Source organism: Microcystis sp. M31BS1 (assembly GCF_020245285.1).
In the GTDB taxonomy this organism is placed as follows: Bacteria; Cyanobacteriota; Cyanobacteriia; order Cyanobacteriales; family Microcystaceae; genus Microcystis; species Microcystis panniformis.
On sequence record NZ_JADBVE010000147.1, the window covers coordinates 1 to 20,169 of the forward strand.

Annotated in this window: 17 protein-coding genes and 1 pseudogene; 4 read left to right on the plus strand and 14 right to left on the minus strand. The window is 43.6% G+C overall.

Annotation, left to right across the window (positions count from 1 at the left end; translation table 11 throughout):
- Positions 1-854, minus strand: an 854-nt coding sequence (locus tag IM509_RS08280; RefSeq protein ID WP_287716791.1) for an Rpn family recombination-promoting nuclease/putative transposase, incomplete at its 3' end; no start/stop codon positions are given.
- 316 nt (positions 855-1,170) lie between these two features.
- Here IM509_RS08280 and IM509_RS08285 point away from each other — a divergent pair.
- Positions 1,171-1,368 carry a hypothetical protein gene (locus tag IM509_RS08285; RefSeq protein WP_249264922.1) on the plus strand — a complete coding sequence of 66 codons (198 nt, stop codon included), beginning with the start codon at positions 1,171-1,173 and terminating at the stop codon, positions 1,366-1,368.
- Between the two features lie 88 nt (positions 1,369-1,456).
- Here the strand turns inward: IM509_RS08285 and IM509_RS08290 are convergent, their stop codons facing one another.
- The 4 genes from IM509_RS08290 to IM509_RS08305 form a co-directional block, all read right to left on the minus strand.
- Positions 1,457-2,413, minus strand: coding sequence for a hypothetical protein (locus IM509_RS08290; protein ID WP_072926613.1), 957 nt, complete (start codon positions 2,411-2,413; stop codon positions 1,457-1,459).
- Positions 2,414-2,491: 78 nt separating this feature from the next.
- Complete coding sequence (locus tag IM509_RS08295; protein ID WP_185237175.1) at positions 2,492-5,116, minus strand: polyprenol monophosphomannose synthase; 2,625 nt, start codon at positions 5,114-5,116, stop codon at positions 2,492-2,494.
- 44 nt (positions 5,117-5,160) lie between these two features.
- On the minus strand, positions 5,161-6,288 hold the full coding sequence (locus IM509_RS08300; RefSeq protein ID WP_185237176.1) for a DegT/DnrJ/EryC1/StrS family aminotransferase: 1,128 nt from the start codon (positions 6,286-6,288) through the stop codon (positions 5,161-5,163).
- A complete protein-coding gene (locus IM509_RS08305; RefSeq protein ID WP_081417882.1) occupies positions 6,285-6,818 on the minus strand; it encodes a cupin domain-containing protein in 534 nt (177 codons plus the stop codon). Before IM509_RS08305 ends, IM509_RS08300 begins: the two co-directional genes overlap by 4 nt.
- A 367-nt stretch (positions 6,819-7,185) precedes the next feature.
- On the opposite strand from IM509_RS08305, the gene IM509_RS08310 reads away from it, so the two are divergent.
- A complete protein-coding gene (locus tag IM509_RS08310; RefSeq protein ID WP_185237177.1) occupies positions 7,186-8,691 on the plus strand; it encodes a Ycf46 family AAA ATPase in 1,506 nt (501 codons plus the stop codon).
- Between the two features lie 12 nt (positions 8,692-8,703).
- On the plus strand, positions 8,704-9,216 hold the full coding sequence (locus tag IM509_RS08315; protein ID WP_052277420.1) for an SH3 domain-containing protein: 513 nt from the start codon (positions 8,704-8,706) through the stop codon (positions 9,214-9,216).
- A gap of 213 nt (positions 9,217-9,429) precedes the next feature.
- Here the strand turns inward: IM509_RS08315 and IM509_RS08320 are convergent, their stop codons facing one another.
- From IM509_RS08320 to IM509_RS08340, 5 genes are all read right to left on the minus strand, one after another.
- Positions 9,430-9,903, minus strand: coding sequence for a phosphate-starvation-inducible PsiE family protein (locus tag IM509_RS08320; RefSeq protein ID WP_052277419.1), 474 nt, complete (start codon positions 9,901-9,903; stop codon positions 9,430-9,432).
- A 393-nt stretch (positions 9,904-10,296) separates the two neighbouring features.
- On the minus strand, positions 10,297-11,136 hold the full coding sequence (locus tag IM509_RS08325; RefSeq protein ID WP_052277418.1) for a nitrate ABC transporter ATP-binding protein: 840 nt from the start codon (positions 11,134-11,136) through the stop codon (positions 10,297-10,299).
- Between the two features lie 79 nt (positions 11,137-11,215).
- Entirely contained in the window at positions 11,216-13,234 is a 2,019-nt protein-coding gene (locus IM509_RS08330) for an ABC transporter ATP-binding/substrate-binding protein (RefSeq protein WP_185237178.1), read from the minus strand.
- Positions 13,235-13,303: 69 nt separating this feature from the next.
- Positions 13,304-14,134 carry a nitrate ABC transporter permease gene (ntrB, locus tag IM509_RS08335; RefSeq protein WP_043996475.1) on the minus strand — a complete coding sequence of 277 codons (831 nt, stop codon included), beginning with the start codon at positions 14,132-14,134 and terminating at the stop codon, positions 13,304-13,306.
- Positions 14,135-14,246: 112 nt separating this feature from the next.
- Positions 14,247-15,605 (minus strand): CmpA/NrtA family ABC transporter substrate-binding protein, encoded by a 1,359-nt coding sequence (locus tag IM509_RS08340; protein WP_185237179.1) that lies wholly within the window; start codon positions 15,603-15,605, stop codon positions 14,247-14,249.
- A gap of 588 nt (positions 15,606-16,193) precedes the next feature.
- Between IM509_RS08340 and IM509_RS08345 the strand changes: the two genes are divergently transcribed.
- The gene (locus IM509_RS08345; protein ID WP_185237181.1) at positions 16,194-17,276 is read left to right on the plus strand and encodes a molecular chaperone DnaJ; all 1,083 of its coding nucleotides are present in this window, start codon (positions 16,194-16,196) and stop codon (positions 17,274-17,276) included.
- Between the two features lie 433 nt (positions 17,277-17,709).
- Here IM509_RS08345 and IM509_RS08350 read toward each other — a convergent pair whose 3' ends face one another.
- The 4 genes and pseudogenes from IM509_RS08350 to IM509_RS08365 all read right to left on the minus strand — a co-directional run bounded on the left by IM509_RS08350 (position 17,710) and on the right by IM509_RS08365 (position 19,925).
- Entirely contained in the window at positions 17,710-17,916 is a 207-nt protein-coding gene (locus IM509_RS08350) for an HNH endonuclease (RefSeq protein ID WP_081330836.1), read from the minus strand.
- On the minus strand, positions 17,903-18,250 hold the full coding sequence (locus tag IM509_RS08355) for a hypothetical protein (RefSeq protein WP_284525856.1): 348 nt from the start codon (positions 18,248-18,250) through the stop codon (positions 17,903-17,905). Before IM509_RS08355 ends, IM509_RS08350 begins: the two co-directional genes overlap by 14 nt.
- A gap of 103 nt (positions 18,251-18,353) precedes the next feature.
- Positions 18,354-19,388: pseudogene (locus IM509_RS08360) on the minus strand (formylglycine-generating enzyme family protein); the annotation flags it as partial.
- 81 nt (positions 19,389-19,469) lie between these two features.
- The gene (locus tag IM509_RS08365) at positions 19,470-19,925 is read right to left on the minus strand and encodes an NUDIX hydrolase (protein ID WP_024969269.1); all 456 of its coding nucleotides are present in this window, start codon (positions 19,923-19,925) and stop codon (positions 19,470-19,472) included.
- Between the last annotated feature and the right edge of the window lie 244 nt (positions 19,926-20,169).

Sequence of the window (20,169 nt, forward strand, 5' to 3'; positions counted from 1 at the left end):
AGATTTCTTTCTCTTGCTAAACCCTGTTCTAAACCCTGTTCTAAACCCTGTTCTAAACCCTGTTCTAAACCCTGTTCTAAACCCCGTTCTAAACCCTGTTCTAAACCCTGTTCTAAACCCTGTTCTAAACCGCGGCGCATCCAACTGGTGGTAATCTGCATAACTCCCTCCTGTTCGGGTTGAATAAATGTGCTAATCTCCTGTTGAAATTCTATCTCCTCGGACGAGTTGAGATTGAGATAGGTATCGACAAAGCCTGAAATCAATTGCATTCTAGCGGCATCTAATCTTAATGTTACCAATAATCTTAGACATTGTGCCTTAACTTTTGCTCTATCGCGAGGGGCAATTTTCATCTTGGCCATCAAAGCGGCGGCGACGGGATTAGCTTGATTGAGAAAATCTCGCCAATTCAAGCGATTTAACTGGACAACTTGATAGTTAAATTCTAACACTTTTAAGTCAGGAAACTCAATTTTATATTGACGAATTGCTTCTTTTTGTGGACGATCATAGGAGAATATGACAATGGGATAAACTGGTAAGGCAAATTTTTGATGCAGACGAGCGAAATAAGTAAACATTCGCCGATTAAATTCCGGTTGAGAGCTAGACTGTGCTTCTAGATGAATTAAGAAAAATGATGATTGTCCTCGAAATTGAACTTGGGCGACTAAATCACTTTCATAGTTTTCTCCTTCCGTGACATCGGTAAAGACTTCTTTGTCTAAAAATGTAATCTGATTAGGCTCTAAATAATTGATAATCTCAGGAAAAAACAACTGAATAAATTCAACAAAAAAAGTCGCAATTAATTCCTTAAATAAACGATCATGGTCAATAACATTATTCATACCTAATAATTATAAACGAGGAATCCTTCAGCTTATCTTCATAACTTTTTGTAGTAATTATCAAGGATTTTCCAATGACCAGCGCTAGAAGACAAAGAAATTAAATCCTCGATATTGCCTTCCATAGTAGCACAAATTTGAGCGAGGGGTAATAGCAAATCCTATAGTAAGACGAGTAAGGACGAGGAGATAAAATGCCCAAGAAAGCGTACTTATCCGAACATCTAAGTTCAGAGGAACCGAAAGATAAATACAGAACCAGTCAAGACTCAGTGGCAACAAGAAGATGGCACTGGTTAGGTAAAATATTTTGAGGATGGACAATCAAAAAGGCGACAGTAGCTGTCGGATTAGATTATCAATATCTAATCAATTAGGAGAAGAAGGAGTTAAAAATATCAAGAAAAAGAGTCAGGAACATCCGAGAGGAAAAGAACCTTTATTGAAGGAAGAACAATTCCAAAAATTAAAATTGAATAAATTCAGGGAAATTTACGGTAATTTTGCCGGTTAAATCAATTCCCTGCTATCTCCATCCCAAATTACTGCTAGTACAAAAAGTCGATCAACTTTTAAATTATCGATTGAGAATAGAAATAATTTCAATGATTTTGAGGAGTTTTTTCCTGAATTATAGGACGTAGTTGTTGCACCAGTTCCTTAGAGCGTATTATTCTTGCTTCTGGTAATAAATGCTCATGGGTATCGCCAAATAAACTAGAATCTGTTTGCAGATTAAGAGTTTTTGGATTGTAGATTAAAGGTACTATATTAGACAATTCTTCAATAGTTTTTTTAACATTTTTGACAGTGGTTTCATCGGTCTTAGCATAAACCCAAGAGAGAGAAACTACTAAATCAGCACCTTTAGCTTTTAACTCCTCTTGAAATTGAGCGATGCGTTTGAGGGAGTGTTGCGAAACAGGTCGATCAAATGTTCTAGCCCACCATTTACCTGTACGATGTTTGACTACGGTAGGATCTCCTTTTTCTGTGATTGGATCTGATAAATAACCCCTAGCTTTTCCTGTTTGTATAACATCAACAGCAGTTTTTACTATAGTGCGTAAACTAGGAACTCCCATTAACCAAGTCTCGGAAACTAATTGTTCTAAGGGTATATTTCCTAAACCCGGTTTTCCAATAGCAACACTAAAGGGAACCGAACCAAATAAACCATCACCATAACCAATACCATCATCATCCAGTAACATTAAATATTCAGGAATAAGAACCACTATATCCCCCGGACGTACCTGCTCTAAAATAATTGGGCAAATGACATTTAATCCCAAATCTCCCTGTAAACCAAAGTTAAAAACTGGGATTTTTAGCTCCTGTTCTAGGAATTGAGAGTTAATACTATAATTTACCCCCGACCCCCCCGCAAAAATTATTCGTCTCGGTGCATCTATCTGCGTGGCAAAAGATACTTTTTGTTCGTACATTTGTAGGAGCCACTTTAATTCACCACCGTAGTGTACGTTATAAAAAAAACCCAAAGACCAAGCCACACCAACGGTAGCTAACCAAGGCCAAAAAGTCAACATTTTCTTCATAAGTTTAGCTCCTAGAGTTGAAGAACCAGAGGATAACTACAGAATCACTAATTCTAGTTCAAAAAAGATATAATTATCTTATCTTTCTTGCCATAATTGCCAAATAGTCGCCACATATTTCCGTCCTTTTGACAAATAATCCCAGAGATTAATTCCGGTTTTACTCTCACCATAAATGCGGGGAACGCAAAGATAAGGAACTTCCACTAACTTATAACCTAAACGATTGGCACGGGTTAATAAATCAATGCAATATTCTCCATAATCTCCATTTAAGGTAATTTTTTCTAAAACCTGAGAACGAACGGCAATAAAACCACTGGTATAGTCGTGAACTTGATTGCCTAGCATCACGATGGCCATGCGATTAATAATCCAGCTTAACATCCGGGCCATCAGTCCGTGGGCAACATCATCACCCCCCGGAATCCAACGAGAACCTACGGCCATATCAGCTTTTTTAGCTCGAATCGGTGTGATTAATTGCGGCACATCTTCTGGAGGCATAGACAAATCACAATCCATCCAAGTAATAATTTTAGCCCCATACAGATTAATCGCATCGTCAATACCTCTCTGTAGAGCCGAAGTTAACCCTTTCTCGTCGATTCTGCGACACAAAATTACCCCCGATTGGAATTGCGAATCTTGGGGAGGAGTGGGATATTGTTTGGCGAAATCTTCTACTATCTGCCAAGTTTCATCGGGAGAATTATCATCCACCACTAGCACTAAATAAGGACTAGGAACACTAGCTAGTAAACGTTCAATTAATTGACTAATGTTATCTCGCTCGTTATAAGTGGGTAAAATCGTACAGACTAAATCATTAGCTGCTGGAGTAATTGTGGGCTTATCCTCGGATTTTTGGGCTAGTAAACCTGTCTCAGAAGCAGATATAACTATTTCATAGAAAGGATACTTACCAATGATTCCAGAGCGATTTATGCCAATTTGAAACTTTTGTCCATCTTGGCTAAATTCCAGTTCTTCCGGTGGGGATTCTAAGAGTTGACAAGGGCGATAGGGATAGCAAACGTAGGGAAAACTAAACAATCCTTGACTGAGTAATTCTTGGCATAGTTTAACCATGGCTTGACTATTTTCCACACGGAAGAAAGTTTTTTGTTTCTCCAGACCAAAACCCAAAACTTGTGCCGCATATTGATGAGAGAAGGCAACAATAGAATTAGTATCCTCTTCTATGCTTTTGATGGCTGGTGCTATCCCCTGATGGGTTTTATAGAAAAATTCTCCACCTTGATAAATGTTTTTATAGACACCTATTGCCAGTAAGATTAACAGTAAAACCCAACTTCCCTTGACTACAAAAACTTCTTGGTTCGCTCCTATAATTTTTACTTGTTCCAGCGTTAATAAGGTAACAAAGGGGATAAGAGGCAATAAATATCTCGGTCCCCATTGTTTACCTCCCACCATGACTTCTCCCGGGGCAATATCGACCAAACAAGACACCCCTACTGTGTAGATAAAATAGAGAGCATAGACAAAAAGCATTTGTTTATCTAGAGATATATTGCCGATGTCAAATAGATAACAACTAGCTAAAAGTATCAGGAAGTAAATTATATTGTCCTTGACTAACGCCTTGGTTTTAACCATTCCTTGCCAGCGAAGATTGACGAGAACAGCTAAGATGATAATCGCCGTTACACTAATTAAAGTTACGGGAATATCCTTGGCAAAATTCAATTGTTGACCGCTCCAAGTTAGCAAGTAAGCTAAGGGAATTATACAGATAGGAAAATGGACAAAAAAAGAGCTATTTAACTGATAAAAACTGGTCAGGGCTTCTTGAATACGTTTTTTCCAAGAAAACTCCTCAAGGACTAACAGAGCGTGAACTCCTAGAAAACGATTATAAATTAACTTATTGCACAACCACAGTAAAAACACACTAACAATCATGCCTAGCACAAAACTAAAAGCTATTCGATTAGTTAGCAGAAATTCAGAAAAATTAAGATTTTGCTCGGTTGAATACCAAGCAAAAACTGAGGTTTGTTCTGGAGTTAACCCCAAGAAAACTAATAAAGTTAAAGTTGCCACTAGGGCCAGACATTCGGAGCGGAACCATACCGATAAACCCACTAGAAATCCGCCTAATAAATTGGGCAGCCAGCCACTATTAGCTGTATCGGGTAGAAAAAAAGCGATAACAATTCCCAAAAATCCTAAAGTAACAGCGAGGGTATGTTCACAATATATGGCACTGTATAGAGTTAAGGGAGAAGCAAAAATCAAAATAACTAATCCCAAAAGCCCCCCCCAACTGTCTAGGGAAAAAGCGGGAATTGCTCTTGAAAAACTGAGCCACAATACCCAAATTGATAGGAGGGGAATCAAGTAAAACCCCCGATAACCCCAAAGTTTATAAAAAAGGGAAGTTAGCAAAGAGAATGGAAAAGGAAAAGAGATATAATAACGTTGATTTAAGTAGTAGACAAAAGGGGGGCGATAACTGTATAAACCCTCTTGCCAAAGACGAGTAACCCAAGCTTCTGCGCGCTCAACTAAGTCAAATCGCCATGGACCATTACTTAGCTGACGAGCTAGTAAAGCTTTCAGCGCTCCATCGCCATTAAAAAAAACATCCTTGGGAACTAAAATACATAGATATAGGGAATAAAAGCAACCGGCGGCAATTACTACCCAAGATAAAAACTCCGTGCCAATTATCATAAAAGTCGGTTTTTATTCAAAAAATTTTCATCAATTTTTCATCCCTACTCAGCCTCAGCAAAAACTTGCTGAACTGCTTGGGCCACTCGCTCAATTTGCTCGTCCGTGAGAGCTAAACCGCTAGGCAGATAAAAACCCCTGCGCGCCAGTCTTTCAGCCACGGGACAGGAAATATTTTGCAATAATCCCATTTTGTGAAATACCGGTTGTTCGTGCATACACCAGAAAAAAGGACGCGTACCAATCTGATGTTCTTTGAGGCGTTTCATCGCTTCCGTAGCATCAAAGTTAACCTCATCTTTGAGAACAACACCATAAACCCAATAAATATTTTCGGCATAATCGGTTTGAGGTAGGGGCAATTCTAGAGAGGGGATATTTTGCAATAATTCCCTGTAGCGTCTGCCCATTTTTCTCTTGCGCTGGACAAAAGTTTCTAGCTGTTCTAATTGTGCTAAACCCACTGCCGCTTGCAGATTAGTCATCCTCAGATTCCAGCCCAGTTCTTCGTGAATAAAACGTCGTTGGGGCTGAAAATATAAATTTCTCAGGGAACGACAACGCTCAAAAATATCCTCTTGGTTGGTGACAATCATGCCCCCTTCCCCAGTGGTAATATGTTTGTTGGAATAGAAACTAAAGATGCTGATATCACCGAAACTGCCACAGGGTTTGCCTTGATAGGTTTGACCGTGCATTTCAGCCGCATCTTCAATAATTTTTAAACCGTATTTTTGAGCTAATTCTAAAACTGGAGTCATTGCCACCGGTAATCCGTAGATATGAACCACCATTATCGCTTTAGTGCGGGGCGTGATTTTTGCCTCTATCTGAGCGATATCCATGTTCCAAGTCTGCGCTTCGCAGTCCACCACCACGGGAATCGCCCCGGCTTTGACAATGGCAGCTCCGCAGGAAATGATGGTAAAAGTGGGGAGAATCACCTCATCCCCCGAACCAATTCCTAAAGCGACGATGGCCGCTTCTAAGGCCATAGAACCATTGCACACGGAAACGGCATACTTTCGCCCAACAGCGAGGGCAAAATTTTCTTCAAACTTCTGAACGAAGGGACCTTCCGAAGAAATCCAACCGCTATCAATACATTCGTTAAGATACTGTTTTTCCTTGCCCGCAAGTAGTGGCTCATTGACGGGAATAAAGCTACTCATGCTATCTCTGCTCCCGCCATTTTAACCACGGTTTCCTCAATCCCCGCAAAGCGAGTTTTATCCTGATTACCAACGTAGGGACCCTGTTTTACTTCAATCATTTCTACTTCTTCTAAGACTTGGAAACCATGGCCACCTTGGATCAATAAAACCACATCTCCATCTCTCAAGATATGACTTTCTAGATATTGTTGGTCGTCATCATAGAAATCTACCCGCAGTTTTCCTCTTTTGATAATTAAGACTTCCTGGGTAAAAAATACTTCCCGTTGTACTTTGTTATGAACGTGGGGCATAATACTTTTTCCCGTCGGGTGTCTCATATAGGCCAACTGTTGGGAAAAATCATCGGGAGTTAGGAAATGAATCCCCTCTTGGTTAAACTCTCGTCGGAGAATTATCGCTAAAACTTTTCCCTCTTTCATGATTTGAGAAATTGGCAAAGGGTTGGGTTGGCTTTCTGGCTTATTTTTCTGATTTTGTTGGCGGAGAAAATCTAAAGACAAGAAGTCTGAAGCTAGTTTAAACATGAATTTAACCCCCCTAGGGAATGGCTGTGAGAAAGGCTGAAATTAATTGACAGCAAAGAAGCAGCCAACCAGTGACCAACTTTTGTCATTCTTGGTAGGCCCATTTAATTTAATTAGCTAAAGCTTAATCTAATCAACACGATGGTTAATTTAGTTAACAGAAGGTTAATGCCGACTAAGCCAAGGCAATTATACCATACATTTAAGAAAATACAAGCGTAAATTTCTTTTTTTTAAATCTTTTTATAGACGAGCTTGGCTTGTCTTAAAATGTAGTACAGCTTACCTACCATGGTTATTTGACTGACGGCTAACTGCTATATTTTCTGTTGACGATACAAATAGCAAAAACTATAGACGAATAGCTATGAGCTTTGGTGAAGAATTTGAATTACTGCTGCGGGCGCGCTATCCTCTCATCTATGTTAGCACCCTAGAAGAAGAACGTCTCGAAAAAGCGATCGCCGATATTGCCAAACAGAGCAATAACCGTGCTGTCTATGTCTGGGATTTCGTGGATGGTTATCAAGATAATCCCAATAATGAGAACTTGGCTCGGCGTAATCCCCTCCAAGCTCTTGAATTCGTCGAAAAGCTGCCGACTAACATCGCTGCGATCATAATTTTACGCGATTTCCAGCGCTTTTTAGAAGATATTTCCATCGCCAGAAAATTGCGAAATCTGGCCCGTTCTCTGAAATCTCAGCCCAAAAACCTAATTATCGTCGCTCCCGAACTGTCTATCCCCTCGGATCTAACCGAAGTAATCACCGTCGTCGATTTTCCCCTCCCCAGTGGCGAAGAAATCAAACAGGAAATCCAGCGATTAATCGCTGCCACCGGACAACCCGTCAAAGAACCACTCCTGGATGAATTAGTGCTTTCTGCCCAAGGATTATCCCTAGAGAGAATTCGTCGGGTTTTAGCCAAATGTTTAGCCAGTCACGGCAAAATTGAGCCAGAGGACGTGGAATTAATTTTGGCAGAAAAACGCCAATCGATTCGTCAAACCCAGATATTAGACTTTTATCCCGCCACAGAGCAGATTTCTGACATCGGGGGACTAGATAATCTCAAAGATTGGCTGATTCGTCGCGGTGGTGCTTTTAGTGAACGCGCCCGCGCCTACGGTTTACCCAATCCCCGGGGTTTACTATTGGTGGGAATTCAAGGGACGGGTAAATCCCTGACAGCGAAAGCTATTTCCCATCATTGGCACTTACCCCTACTGCGTCTAGACGTGGGGCGTTTATTTGGCGGATTGGTGGGAGAATCGGAATCACGCACCCGTCAGATGATTAATCTCGCCGAAGCTTTAGCTCCCTGTGTGCTGTGGATAGACGAAATCGATAAAGCTTTCGCCGGAGTGGATGGGAAAGGCGACGGAGGAACCACCGGGCGAGTTTTCGGGACTTTTATCACTTGGTTAGCCGAGAAACAATCGCCAGTTTTTGTCGTCGCTACAGCTAATAACATCCAATCTTTGCCCCCGGAAATGTTGCGAAAAGGACGCTTCGATGAGATATTTTTTGTCGGACTACCTAGCCAAAAGTCCCGCGAGGAGATTTTTAGCGTTCATTTAGGGAAAGTCCGGCCCCATAATCTGAAAAGTTATGATATAAAGCGACTAGCCTACGAAACTCCCGATTTTTCGGGGGCAGAAATCGAACAAACCATCGTGGAAGCGATGCACATCGGTTTTAGTCAAAATCGCGACTTTAGCACCGATGATGTGCTTGAGGCCGCTAGTCAGATTATACCCCTGGCTCGCACTGCTCAAGAACAAATCCAATTTCTACAGGATTGGGCTAAGTCCGGTAAAGCTCGTTTAGCCTCTCGCGATGATCGTTTTAATGTTAATCCTAACAGTTAATTTAGCACCAATATGAAGCGTTTATCTGGTTTATTGCAATTTATGGTCGGTTTTGTCATGGGAGTGGCGATTTTAGTCGGTGGGGCTACTGCTGTCGCCTATATGCTTCTCTCCGGTATGAATTCTAATCCTCCTAAACCCGTCTTTACCGAGGAGAAAAAAGAGGAAACTAAGGAGGAAAAAGCTGCTAAACCCATCCCTACTACTCCCGTCCAAGAACAACCCCAAGCTGAGGTGAAAGAGTCTCCCACAGCTGCACCAGCACCAAAAGCTGCCCCGAAACCCAGTCCCGAAGCAAGAAAAAAAGAAACCACATCCGAGGGTTATCAAGCGCGGGTGACATGGCAAAGCGGTTTAAGTCTGCGCTCTCAACCTACCAGTGAATCGACTCGTCTCGGCGGTCTCGACTACAATACTAAAGTCAGTGTGGTGGGAACTAGCAGCGATGGCCAATGGCAGCGCGTGCGTCTGTCCGATGGTCGCGAAGGTTGGATTAAAGCGGGTAATATTTCTAGAGTCCAGTAAATATTTAGAAGGGTTAGGTTTTCTAAATCTACCCCTTTCCTTAATCAGTAATTGGACAAAGTTAATACTAAATCCGTTGAGTAACGCACAGAAAACGGGTTTCTCGGAGAAACCCGTTTTCTACTAATGCAATAGGCACTCTTGCATTAGATAATCAGTCTTTAATAATCGAATTTGGTATGATTAATTCTGTCTGGGTACTTAATCACTACTTCAAGAACGATTATCGCGATTAACTTTTCTAATTAACCAATAACTTGCTGCTAAAGCTAAGGTTCCCACGGTGAGGGCAATTAAATCATCTTTACTGTATTTGTTGGGATCGAAAATAATAATTTTTCGAGAGATGGCAATTAAAGCCGTAACTACGACTAATTCAACCTGTACGATGTGTTTTCTTAAGTAAGCAGTGACGTTTTCTAATAACTCTAAGGCAATCAAAATATTGAGAAATAATCCGAAGATTTCAATTAAAGTTTTGCTAAAAAAACCGACGGGTTCCGTAGTAAATAAATCTTGGATTAGAATAACTACTAGATCATAAAGAGAAACAATAATAACAACAATTAAGGCTACGGATAAAACCTTAGAAACTAAGTTTTCAATGACATGAATCGACCTCATGAAATTTTCATCGCGCCATTGTTGACCAAAATTGATAAGTAGTTTCCGTATCTGTTTGAGCATGATCGATTAAGTAAAAAGTAAAAATTATTATTGTATTTGACTGCTAATTGTTCTATTTAGTTAACAAGTAAGCTGATCCCCCCTTGATCTCCCCTTGATAAGGGGGGTGCTGATCCCCCCTTGATCCCCCCTTGATAAGGGGGGTATCTGACAATTTTTAACATCTAAGTAGGGAGGCACAATTATTTGTAGGATGGGTTAGCGGTAGCGTAAACTATGCCGTCGTTGGGTTTCATGCTTCAACCCAACCTACGTTCATCGTTATATTAAATTCCACCCACCCACTTACTTACTTAGAAATAATTTTACTTGAAGAAGGCTTCCCTAGAAAAACAATCTAGGTGCGATCGCTATTAAGTCAACCGCACCCCAAACTAATACAAATGCTCACATTTAGCTGACATCATCGTGAGCGAAACGATTATAGAGGAAGTCGAGGGCATAGTTACGCAGACGATAATATTCCGGATCCTCCATAATTCTTTCCCGATCGCGGGGACGGGGGAAATGAATATTCATCACTTCGCCGATTTTCGCTTCTGGTCCATTGGTCATCATTACCAGCTTATCAGCGAGGAAAAGAGCCTCATCGATATCGTGGGTAATCATCAACACCGTACAGCGTTTATCTTGCCAGATTTTCAGCAATTCTTCCTGTAATTCCTCTTTAGTAATCGCATCCAACGCACCAAAAGGTTCATCAAGAATTAATACTTCCGGACGGATAGAAAGGGCCCGGGCGATCGAAACCCGTTGTTTCATCCCCCCGGAGATTTGGGGAGGGGTTTTGTCCATAGCTTCGGTTAAACCCACCATCGCTAAATGTTCCCGCACGATCGAGCGTTTTTGCGCTTCTGGAGCATTGGGAGACACCGCATCTACCGCAAGATAGACATTTTCAAAAACGCTTAACCAAGGCAACAAAGCATAGTTTTGAAACACTACCATGCGATCGGGCCCGGGTTTAGTAATTTTCTTACCGTTAACTTTAACGATGCCATCGGTGGGAGAAGAAAAACCCGACACCATATTTAATAGGGTCGATTTACCGCAACCGGAGTGACCGATCACACAGATAAATTCACCTTCATTGATGCTGAGATTAACATCCTTAAGGACGGTGTAGGGGCCTCTAGCAGTGGGATAAACCTTAGAAACTCCTTCAATGGTCACAAAAGCTTCTTTACTGGGGGCCTGGGTTGCCCGGTTAACTGTGTCAGTGGTGGTGTACATGATTAGTCTTTGGGGGAAATTAGTTAATAGGGGCAATGACTGGAGATAATTGGCTAATAATTATCCCCTTAGTCGATTTTTAGGCAATTTTGCGAGATTCACTGGCACTAGGACGAGCATCAATAGCCACTTCGGCCATGGTGACGTTTTGTTTGATCTCTAAACTATTGAGATAACCGATCGGATCCTCGGCATCAAACTCGATACCATCGAATAAAAGGATCGGTGTGCGACGATATTTAATATCCCCTAGACCCAATTCCCGGGCCGCGGTACTAAAGACACCCACCCGACAGACGCGTTCGAGAATTTCTACCCAGTTACGGGGGAAAGGAATGTGGCCCCAGCGCGCCATTTGGGTCATCATCCAGAGGTGTTCGGTACGACTGGGACGATTGACTCCATCCCCAAAGAACAGATGGTGTGCATATTCTTTCATCGGTTGATCGAGACTGCACGCGTAGGAGTTGGGATCACCTAGTTGGATATAATCTATATTGGTACTAAGGTACTGACGACTAGCGAGGATTTGACGAATTTCTTCCTGATTCCCTTCCTCGGCACAGTAGCGACAACCTTCCAGCAGTGCTTTAACTAAAGCGACGTGGGTATTAGGGTATTTATTGGCCCAATCTTCCCGGACTCCCAGGGCCTTACCCGGGTGGCCCTGCCAGATTTCTAAGTCGGTAGCGACAGTGTAACCGATATCTTCCATAGCGGCCCGTAGGTTCCAGGGTTCACCGACACAGTAACCGTCAATACTACCGGTTTTCAGGTCGGCTACCATTTGGGCCGGGGGAATAGTTTCGAGGTGAACGTCTTGATCCGGGTCAATTCCCGCTGCCGCTAACCAGTAACGTAGGAGCAAATTGTGCATCGAGGAGGGGTGAACAATGCCAAAAATATGGCGCTGCTCCTTCGATTCCAATAGCATCTGTTTTAAAGCGTTACCGTCAATCACTCCCTCGTCATAGAAGCGTTTAGCGAGGGTGACACCGTTACCGTTACGAGTCATAGTCAGGGCGCTGACAATCGGCAAAGGTTGCTCCTGATAACCACCGACGGTTAACCAGGTGGGCATTCCCGAAGGCATTTGCGCCCCGTCGAGGAATCCCCCTGCGATCCCATCCACAACCCCTCGCCAACTGGTTTCCCGGACTAAATTCACCTCATCTAGACCATGTTTAGTGAAGAATCCCTTTTCTTTGGCCACTGCTAGGGGCGCGCAAGCGGTGAGGGGAACAAAACCGATCTCTAGATTGACTTTTTCTAAACCGTGACGAGCAATAACTTCGACTTTGCGAGCGCGTAGTTTTTTGATCCGTTTTTGTTGGTTGAGGAAATAGATAATTTCGCTCCGGAGACTGTAGTAACTGGGGTGTTCCACCACTTCCATGCGTTTGCGGGGACGGGGGATATCTACTTCCAAAATACCGCCAATTTTTGAGCCAGGACCGTTGGTAAGCATGACGATGCGATCGGATAATAGCACCGCTTCATCCACATCGTGCGTCACCATTACCGAGGTCATTTCGTATTCTTCGCACAGCTGCATTAACTGTTCCTGTAGATTACCTCTAGTCAGGGCATCTAACGCCCCAAAGGGTTCATCTAAAAGTAGGACTTTCGGACGGATGGCTAGGGCGCGAGCGATCGCTACCCGTTGTTTCATCCCCCCCGATAATTCGTTGGGACGTTTATCCACTGCATGACGAAGATTGACCAGATCGATATATTTTTCGACTTCAGCTTTTCTTTCGTCTTCTGATAGTTGGGCGAGAACTTGATCGACGGCTAGAGTGATATTTTCTTTGACGGTTAACCAGGGTAAAAGGGAATAGTTTTGGAAGACTACCATGCGATCAGGCCCCGGTTTTTTAATGCTTTGACCTTGCAAAGTAACCACTCCTTCCGTGGGCAAATCTAAACCAGCGATCATGTTTAAGAGGGTGGATTTTCCGCAACCAGAGTGACCGATAAGGGAGATAAATTCCCCTTTTTTTATCTGTAAATCGATCCCTTTTAAGGCCACATATTCACCGCCACTACTAAGGGGGAATACTTTATCAATGTTATCGACAGCAACAAACAAACTCATAGTTTTTTCTCCTTAAATTGACTCAAGTTTCAGTTGTTTGAAAATGGGGAAACTTTCCCCATTTATTCCCTATTGACGAACGATTTGATTTTGTAACCAAGCCATAAAGCGATCGAGTAATAAACCCACACCACCGATATAAAACAGAGCGAGAATAATATCACTGATGTAGTTATTTTGGTAGGCATCCCAGATAAAGAAACCGATACCGACAATACCCGACATAACGATTTCTGCCGCAATAATCGCTAACCAAGCTAAACCGATCGCAATTCTCAAACCAGTGAAGATGTAGGGAAGTGCCGAGGGAATTAATATCTTGAAAAAGAATTTTTGGTTGGACAATTGCAAGACTTGTTTAACGTTGATATAGTCTTGGGGAATTTGTTGGACACCGACAGTGGTATTAATCAAAATTGGCCAAACTGCGGTGATAAAAATAACGAATAAAGCAGCAGGTTGGTTTTGTTGTAAAGCGGCCAAAGATAGGGGAACCCAAGCAAGAGGAGGAACTGTTCTCAGGAATTGAAAAAGGGGATCGAGTGCCTTATTTAAGAAGGGATTAACCCCAACCATAATTCCAACTCCAATACCCACCACTGCGGCAAAAGAATAACCGATTAATACCCGTTTTAGACTTTCGAGAGTTTGCCAGAATAGTCCCTTATCAATACCTCCACGATCAAAGAAAGGATACATTAAATAGGTGCGGGTACGCTCATTAGTAATAATGTCCGATGGCGGCGGTAATTTAATTAATCCCACCATAGACATTAACTGCCATAAAATCAGGAAAAATAAAATACCCACAATCGGAGGAAGAATATCCCCAGAATGCTTTTTCCAGAATTTACTAAAGTTGAAACCACCCTTGCTTGTTCTGCTGACGCTAGTTGCCATTTTGCCGTTTTCCTTTGTTGAAGATAAAGTTACTTGATTGGAAAGAGAAGAAAACACTTTTGGGATTAATAGACTAGATATTTTATGCACCTAGCCTATCGGGAAAAACTCCCTATTTTTTAATCGCCAAACTATCGAGATAAGCTTGGGGATTAGCGGGGTCAAAAGTTTTGCCATCAAAGAATTTCTCCACACCGCGGGAGGTACTGGTAGGAATATCAGCTGCGGGAACCCCTAACTCTGTGGCTGCCGCTTTCCAAAGATCCTCGCGGTTAACTTTGTCGATTAATGTTGAGGCAGTGGTTAAAGTTTCTTTCGGCAAGAAACCCCAACGAACACTTTCGGTTAAAAACCAGAGATCATGACTCTTATAGGGATAGGAAACGCTACCGGCGGGATCTTTCCAGTAGAAAACCCCTTTATTTTTGTCGGTGATTTCCGGTTTACCGTCACCCATTTTCTGCATCCCTTTGAGGGGACCGGCGATAATTTCTTCTTTGAGGTTGAAATAAGCCGGTTTAGCGAGAATTGCCGCCGCTTCTGCCCGATTTGCCTCTTGATCGAGCCATTGCTGCGCTTCCATAACTCCTTTTAATAGTGCCTTAGTAGCTTTCGGGTTTTTATCCACCCAATCGGCGCGGATGGCGAGGTATTCTTCCGGGTGATAGGGCCAGATTTCTGCGGTTAAAGCTGACATAAAACCGATCTGATCGGCCACAATTCTCGCTGGCCAAGGATCGCCGGTACTAAACGCATCCATGGTTCCCGTTTTCATGTTGGCCACGGTTTGGGCTGCGGGTACGGCAATTAGGTTAATATCCGTATCGGGGTTAATACCACCGGCGGCTAACCAGTAACGAATCCAGAAGTCTTGATTAGCTTTCGGGAAAGTATAGGCGGCTTTGAAGGGAGTTCCCGTCGTTTTCATGGCGAGGATGTAATCTTTGGCGGGTTTTAGGTCTAAACCGATATTTTTGCCTTCGTGTTTACCTGCGATCGCAATTCCGTTACCCTGGGTGTTTAACTGCGCTAACACATACATGGGGACTTTAACGTTATTTTTGGTGATTAGTCCCTCGGAAATCAGGTAAGGCATGGGCATTTGCCACTGTCCTCCGTCAATTCCGCCCGCATCTGCCCCAATTTCGACGTTATCTCTAGCGGAGCCCCAGTTAGCTTGTTTGGAGACTTCCACATCGGGCATCCCGTGTTTAGCAAAAAAGCCTTTTTCCTTGGCAATAATTAAAGGTGCGGCCTCAACGATAGGAATATAACCTAATTTAATTTTGGTGGTTTCGGGGGCCTCTCCGGGAGCCACCGCAACGGGAGAAGCAACCGGGGAAGCGGGCGCGGTGGTGCTGGTTCCACCCGTACTGTCGGGGGGATTACCCACACAACCTTTGAGGACAACAGCCCCTGCCGCTGAAACTGCCGCCGTGGTTAAGAATTTCCGTCTCGAAAATTTTGACATAGAATCTCCTACCTGCTTGCTAAAGCAAATATGTGTGCTGAATTATGGGTAAAGGAATCCCTCGCTAAACTTCCCTTCTAGCCCGTGCTATAGAAATTTAGCTATGGAATATTGAGTCTCGATTGAACTTAATAAATAAGTCTAGCGGAATTTGGAAAAAATAATTAATCTGAGCGAGAATTTTATGTACAAAAATTTAATTCGATTGATAAGAATTAATTAAGACCATTGATATATCTAGCTTCTAGCCACTTAAAAAGGTTTCCGTAGGGCGCTGGAGCAGGGGTGATGGGGTGATGGAAGTGGGAAAGTGGGGAATTGGGGAAGTGGGGAGGTGGGGAAGTGGGGAAGTGGGGAGGTGGGGAATTGGGGAATTGGGGAAGTGGGGAAGTGGGGAAGTGGGGAGGTTGGGGAAGTGGGGAATTATGAATTATGAAGTGGGGAGGTGGGGGAGTGGGGAAGTGGGGAGGTTGGGGAAGTGGGGAGCAGGGAGGTGGGGAGAAACAATAAAATGAGCCAAGGGTGAGTTTTAGGAATGCGGCTCCTTCCGGCTTGGTAGAATAGACAATATGCTTTCACCCCAAAGTAATGACCAGATCTAAAAAGCCGAAATCACCGAACTCCTCTGATTCGCCTACCGCTCCTGCCTTGGCTCTGTCTTCCCTACATTTTCGTCTCCAAGCTTTAGAGGAGGAGCATCAGTGGCTCCTCAAGCAGATTGGCAGAAAACGCAACGAACTGAAGAAATTCCTCGACCAGATGCGTTCCCTGGCCACGGAGATTTTCCAGAGAGGGCAACCCCTCTATCAAAAACTTAGCGACCTCGACCGCGAAATACACGCCCTTTTTGACGAAATCCTCACTGCTAGAAAAATGGGGCAGCAGACAAAAAAAAGGATTCTCGGAATTTACGAGACACTTCAGTTAACGGGGGTGATTAGCCCAAAATTTGACGATGGAGATGAAGAACTTGACGAACTTTTCGGAGACGAAGAACCAGAAGGAGCATCGGAGCAATCCGCGCAGGATTTCTTCTCTGGGGAAGACTCCTATGGCCGTCACGATGATGGAACAGAGCTATCACCTGAAAGCTCGCCTAAATCTCCTGAATCTAGACAAATACGCCGCACTTTCCTGAGAATGGCCGAGATTTTTCACCCCGACAAGGTTACGGATCCCGAAACTCGGATGCGTCACAATGAGATCATGAAGGAGGTCAACCGTGCCTATAAGGAGGGAGATATTGCTAAACTGCTCGAAATCGAACGACAGTATCAAATGGGGGACTCTTTCGCGGTTGAAGGCTCATCGGAAAGCGACCTCCAACGACAGTGCGAGAGGGTTGAAACCAATAACGAACTACTTAAAAAGCAATACGAGAACCTGAAAAGAGAACTGCGCTCGGTGCGAAATACCCCGGAAGGCGAGATGGTGAGGGCCAGTCGCGCTTGTGAGAAGGATGGCATCGACCCGATTGAGCAAATGCTAGAGGAGATGAAATTACAAGTTCAATCCACCGAAAAAATCTATAATTTTGTCCGTGACTTCCGCGATAAAAAGATAACGGTTAAAGAGTTTCTGCGCGGACCGGTCAGGATGGGCAGAAGCCCGGAAGAGATGGAAGACATTCTTGATCAACTTCTGCAGCAACTTCGCACAATCAGCCGTTAAAGAGAGAAAGCCAATATTTAGGGTATGCTGAATAAATGTGAAATATAGACGAGGTAAGGGTTTTAGGGTTCTGTTTTGCTCTCACAGGTGCAAGATTTTGAGAGAATCGTCGTTCAAAACCTTGCGTCTTCATCGGCCCGTGTCCTGTAGGGGCGAAGCATTCGGGCAATAACCTATCGGTGAAACCGTAGATTTTCTATCCGAATGCTTCGCCCGTACTTTTTGCCGCAGACCCTATTTAGGGTATGCGGCAAAAAGTTTTTCCTGGGGGCCGAGTGTAGGGTTTTACCTAATTTTTAAATCCGTTGAGTAACCCACAGAAAACGGGTTTCTCGGAGAAACCCGTTTTCTACTTATGCAAACGACAAAAGGGGGAATAAATAATCAGGATTAAGCTTTTGTTACTCCCAATCAACCTTTTTTAAACCACGCCTTAAGTCTCACTAATTTCTTGTCGTGGGTCATCCTTGGGTGGATGGAGTTGGCCCGCTATCCATTGCCGTCGGGCATTCTGGATAAAGGGTTGAATATGGTCGATCGAAAGAGGGGCGGAACTGAGGAGTTCGGGATAGTGACAGTATTCACACCGGAACCTAGCGCGTTGTCGAACAATATGGTAGAGCGATTTAGGAATGACCATTTACTCTGGCGGCAATGACAGCGTTGATGTAGCTGAAAATTTGGTCGAGTTCGCCAATCGCTTCTAGCTCAAGGACTTCCTCCGGGGTGAGATCATCAGCTTTTTTCTTGTCAAGAAGCGTCTGCATCCGATCGCCCAGTTCATCTGTAAATTTGAATAGGGTGAGATTATTAATCTGTTGCACCCGCAATCCTTTGGGAATCAGGCCAGAGGGTTTGACAAGAGCGCTCATGGTTGTAGCTGGCTTTTTGAGCAACTTTACTACCCATAATATAACACCACCTTCCCAACTGATAACCGATAATTCTTTCATTGCCTTAATAAAATTTAACATTAACGCCATTTTCTCAAAAAAATCGACCCGCCTAAGGGCGGGAAAGAAAAGGAAAGAGAAAAAATAGGGAATGAGGGTAAAAAGGGAAAAAAGAGAAAAAGGGTTACAAAGTCCTCCCAGCACCGCACACCACCCGAAAACCGCCGTCGAGGTTGAAGTCGAAGTAGCGGCGGAGCATGGAGCCGCGGGAAGCGCGTCTGCGGTAAGCGGAACGGCATTCATCCGGATCGCTGTACCAACAACCGCCCCGCAGAGGAGAACAATAATCATCACCATAATTATCATCACCATTTTCTATCCAAGCACTGCCATCACTCGGCGCACCGTCATAGTTATAGTGCCAAGTATCGGCGCACCACTCCCAGACATTGCCGTGCATATCGTACAGTCCAAAGGCGTTTGGGGGAAATTGTCCCACAGGAGTCGTTTCTTCTCGATATTCTCCTTTGGGTTCATCGGCGTAGGTATAGCCGGCATTGTAGTTAGCCAATTCCCCCGTAATGGTTTCCCCAAAGTAAAATGGGGTGGTCGTCCCGGCACGACAAGCGTATTCCCATTCCGCTTCACTCGGTAATCGGTATTCCCGAACCGTTAGTTTTGATAATCTCGCACAGAACTCGATCGCCTCGTACCATTTGACTTGTTCCACGGGACGGCGATCGCTATCGGGACGGTCTTTAAAATAGGCTGGGTTGAAATAAAGGTCTTGTTTAACTTTTAAATCCGTGCGAGAGGCGATCGCTTTCCACTGGGCCTGGGTGATAGGATATTTACCCATAAAGAAGGGTGGGACAGTTACGGACTTGCGCTCTGATAATGTAATTATGGCTCGTCTGATTCTTCTACAGAGCGACTGTCTGGCTGGGATATTATTCCTACCACGACAGGCGTACGCCCATTCCAGTCTTTTGATCTCCCATTCCGCATCAAATTTTTTAAGCAGTCTTTCGATATTAAATATTTTTACCAGTCTTTCGATTTCCTCGTCTTCCGTTCCCATCGTGAAAGTTCCCCCCGGGATGGCGACCATTTCTAAGGTGATGCCGTTGCCCAAATCTTGGGCGAAATATGAGGCTTCTGCCTTTTCTCGTTCGACTTCCTGACCTTTGGCATTTACTTTTACCACATCAAAATCAAATGTCATTGTGTTGATTTCCCCTAAATGTTATCTCGCTTGCCTTTAGCCAAACTTTCTAATTCCATTATCTTTCCCTCGACATCAAGCCACTACAGTGGCACCCCTGAGATAATCTTCTAGTTGGCGACCATTGTCGTGACTGAGATTGCCTAGAGGTAAAGTTTCGACGCTAAAAGCTCTCACCTCGCTAACTTCTAATGTATCTTTGATCTGAAAATTCCCCGCAGCCGTCACTTCAATTAAAACTGAAATGGAGTGAATGCGCGGATCACGCTCAAAAGAGGAATAAACCCCGACTAAACGCCCTAAACTGACTAAATTTAATCCTGTTTCCTCTTTTAATTCCCTTTGGGCAGTATTAAAAATATCTTCCCCCCAATCGACCATCCCTCCCGGTAAGGCCCATTTGCCGGTGTCTCTGCGTCGGATTAAAACAATTGTACCATCAGCAAGCAGCGGAATTATTGTCACCCCAGTTACAGGATGACGAAAGATAATTCCCATCACACTTTTAATAAAATGCCAAACACGACCCATATATAAAGCTAAAAAATAAAAAAAGGGGACGGGATTACTGGAGTTAGGACTTTTGCCTATTGCCTATTGCCTAACACCTATCCCCCAACCCCTAACAATATCAATCTTGACATCCTCGCCGCCCTAAAAGTGCGGCGATTCCTAAACCTCACGATTTAAGTTTCTGCTTCCACCACCGTCGCATACCACAGTTAAAAAACCATGTACTGTCTTACACAGAGTCCACAGACTTTCGCCCCATTTC

Excerpts from the sequence above, each read along its gene's own strand:
- IM509_RS08285 (WP_249264922.1), top strand. The coding sequence starts at position 1,171 with ATGGACAATCAAAAAGGCGACAGTAGCTGTCGGATTAGATTATCAATA.
- IM509_RS08290 (WP_072926613.1), bottom strand. The coding sequence starts at position 2,413 with ATGAAGAAAATGTTGACTTTTTGGCCTTGGTTAGCTACCGTTGGTGTG.
- IM509_RS08295 (WP_185237175.1), bottom strand. The coding sequence starts at position 5,116 with ATGATAATTGGCACGGAGTTTTTATCTTGGGTAGTAATTGCCGCCGGT.
- IM509_RS08300 (WP_185237176.1), bottom strand. The coding sequence starts at position 6,288 with ATGAGTAGCTTTATTCCCGTCAATGAGCCACTACTTGCGGGCAAGGAA.
- IM509_RS08305 (WP_081417882.1), bottom strand. The coding sequence starts at position 6,818 with ATGTTTAAACTAGCTTCAGACTTCTTGTCTTTAGATTTTCTCCGCCAA.
- IM509_RS08310 (WP_185237177.1), top strand. The coding sequence starts at position 7,186 with ATGAGCTTTGGTGAAGAATTTGAATTACTGCTGCGGGCGCGCTATCCT.
- IM509_RS08315 (WP_052277420.1), top strand. The coding sequence starts at position 8,704 with ATGAAGCGTTTATCTGGTTTATTGCAATTTATGGTCGGTTTTGTCATG.
- IM509_RS08320 (WP_052277419.1), bottom strand. The coding sequence starts at position 9,903 with ATGCTCAAACAGATACGGAAACTACTTATCAATTTTGGTCAACAATGG.
- IM509_RS08325 (WP_052277418.1), bottom strand. The coding sequence starts at position 11,136 with ATGTACACCACCACTGACACAGTTAACCGGGCAACCCAGGCCCCCAGT.
- IM509_RS08330 (WP_185237178.1), bottom strand. The coding sequence starts at position 13,234 with ATGAGTTTGTTTGTTGCTGTCGATAACATTGATAAAGTATTCCCCCTT.
- ntrB (WP_043996475.1), bottom strand. The coding sequence starts at position 14,134 with ATGGCAACTAGCGTCAGCAGAACAAGCAAGGGTGGTTTCAACTTTAGT.
- IM509_RS08340 (WP_185237179.1), bottom strand. The coding sequence starts at position 15,605 with ATGTCAAAATTTTCGAGACGGAAATTCTTAACCACGGCGGCAGTTTCA.
- IM509_RS08345 (WP_185237181.1), top strand. The coding sequence starts at position 16,194 with ATGACCAGATCTAAAAAGCCGAAATCACCGAACTCCTCTGATTCGCCT.
- IM509_RS08350 (WP_081330836.1), bottom strand. The coding sequence starts at position 17,916 with ATGGTCATTCCTAAATCGCTCTACCATATTGTTCGACAACGCGCTAGG.
- IM509_RS08355 (WP_284525856.1), bottom strand. The coding sequence starts at position 18,250 with ATGTTAAATTTTATTAAGGCAATGAAAGAATTATCGGTTATCAGTTGG.
- IM509_RS08365 (WP_024969269.1), bottom strand. The coding sequence starts at position 19,925 with ATGGGTCGTGTTTGGCATTTTATTAAAAGTGTGATGGGAATTATCTTT.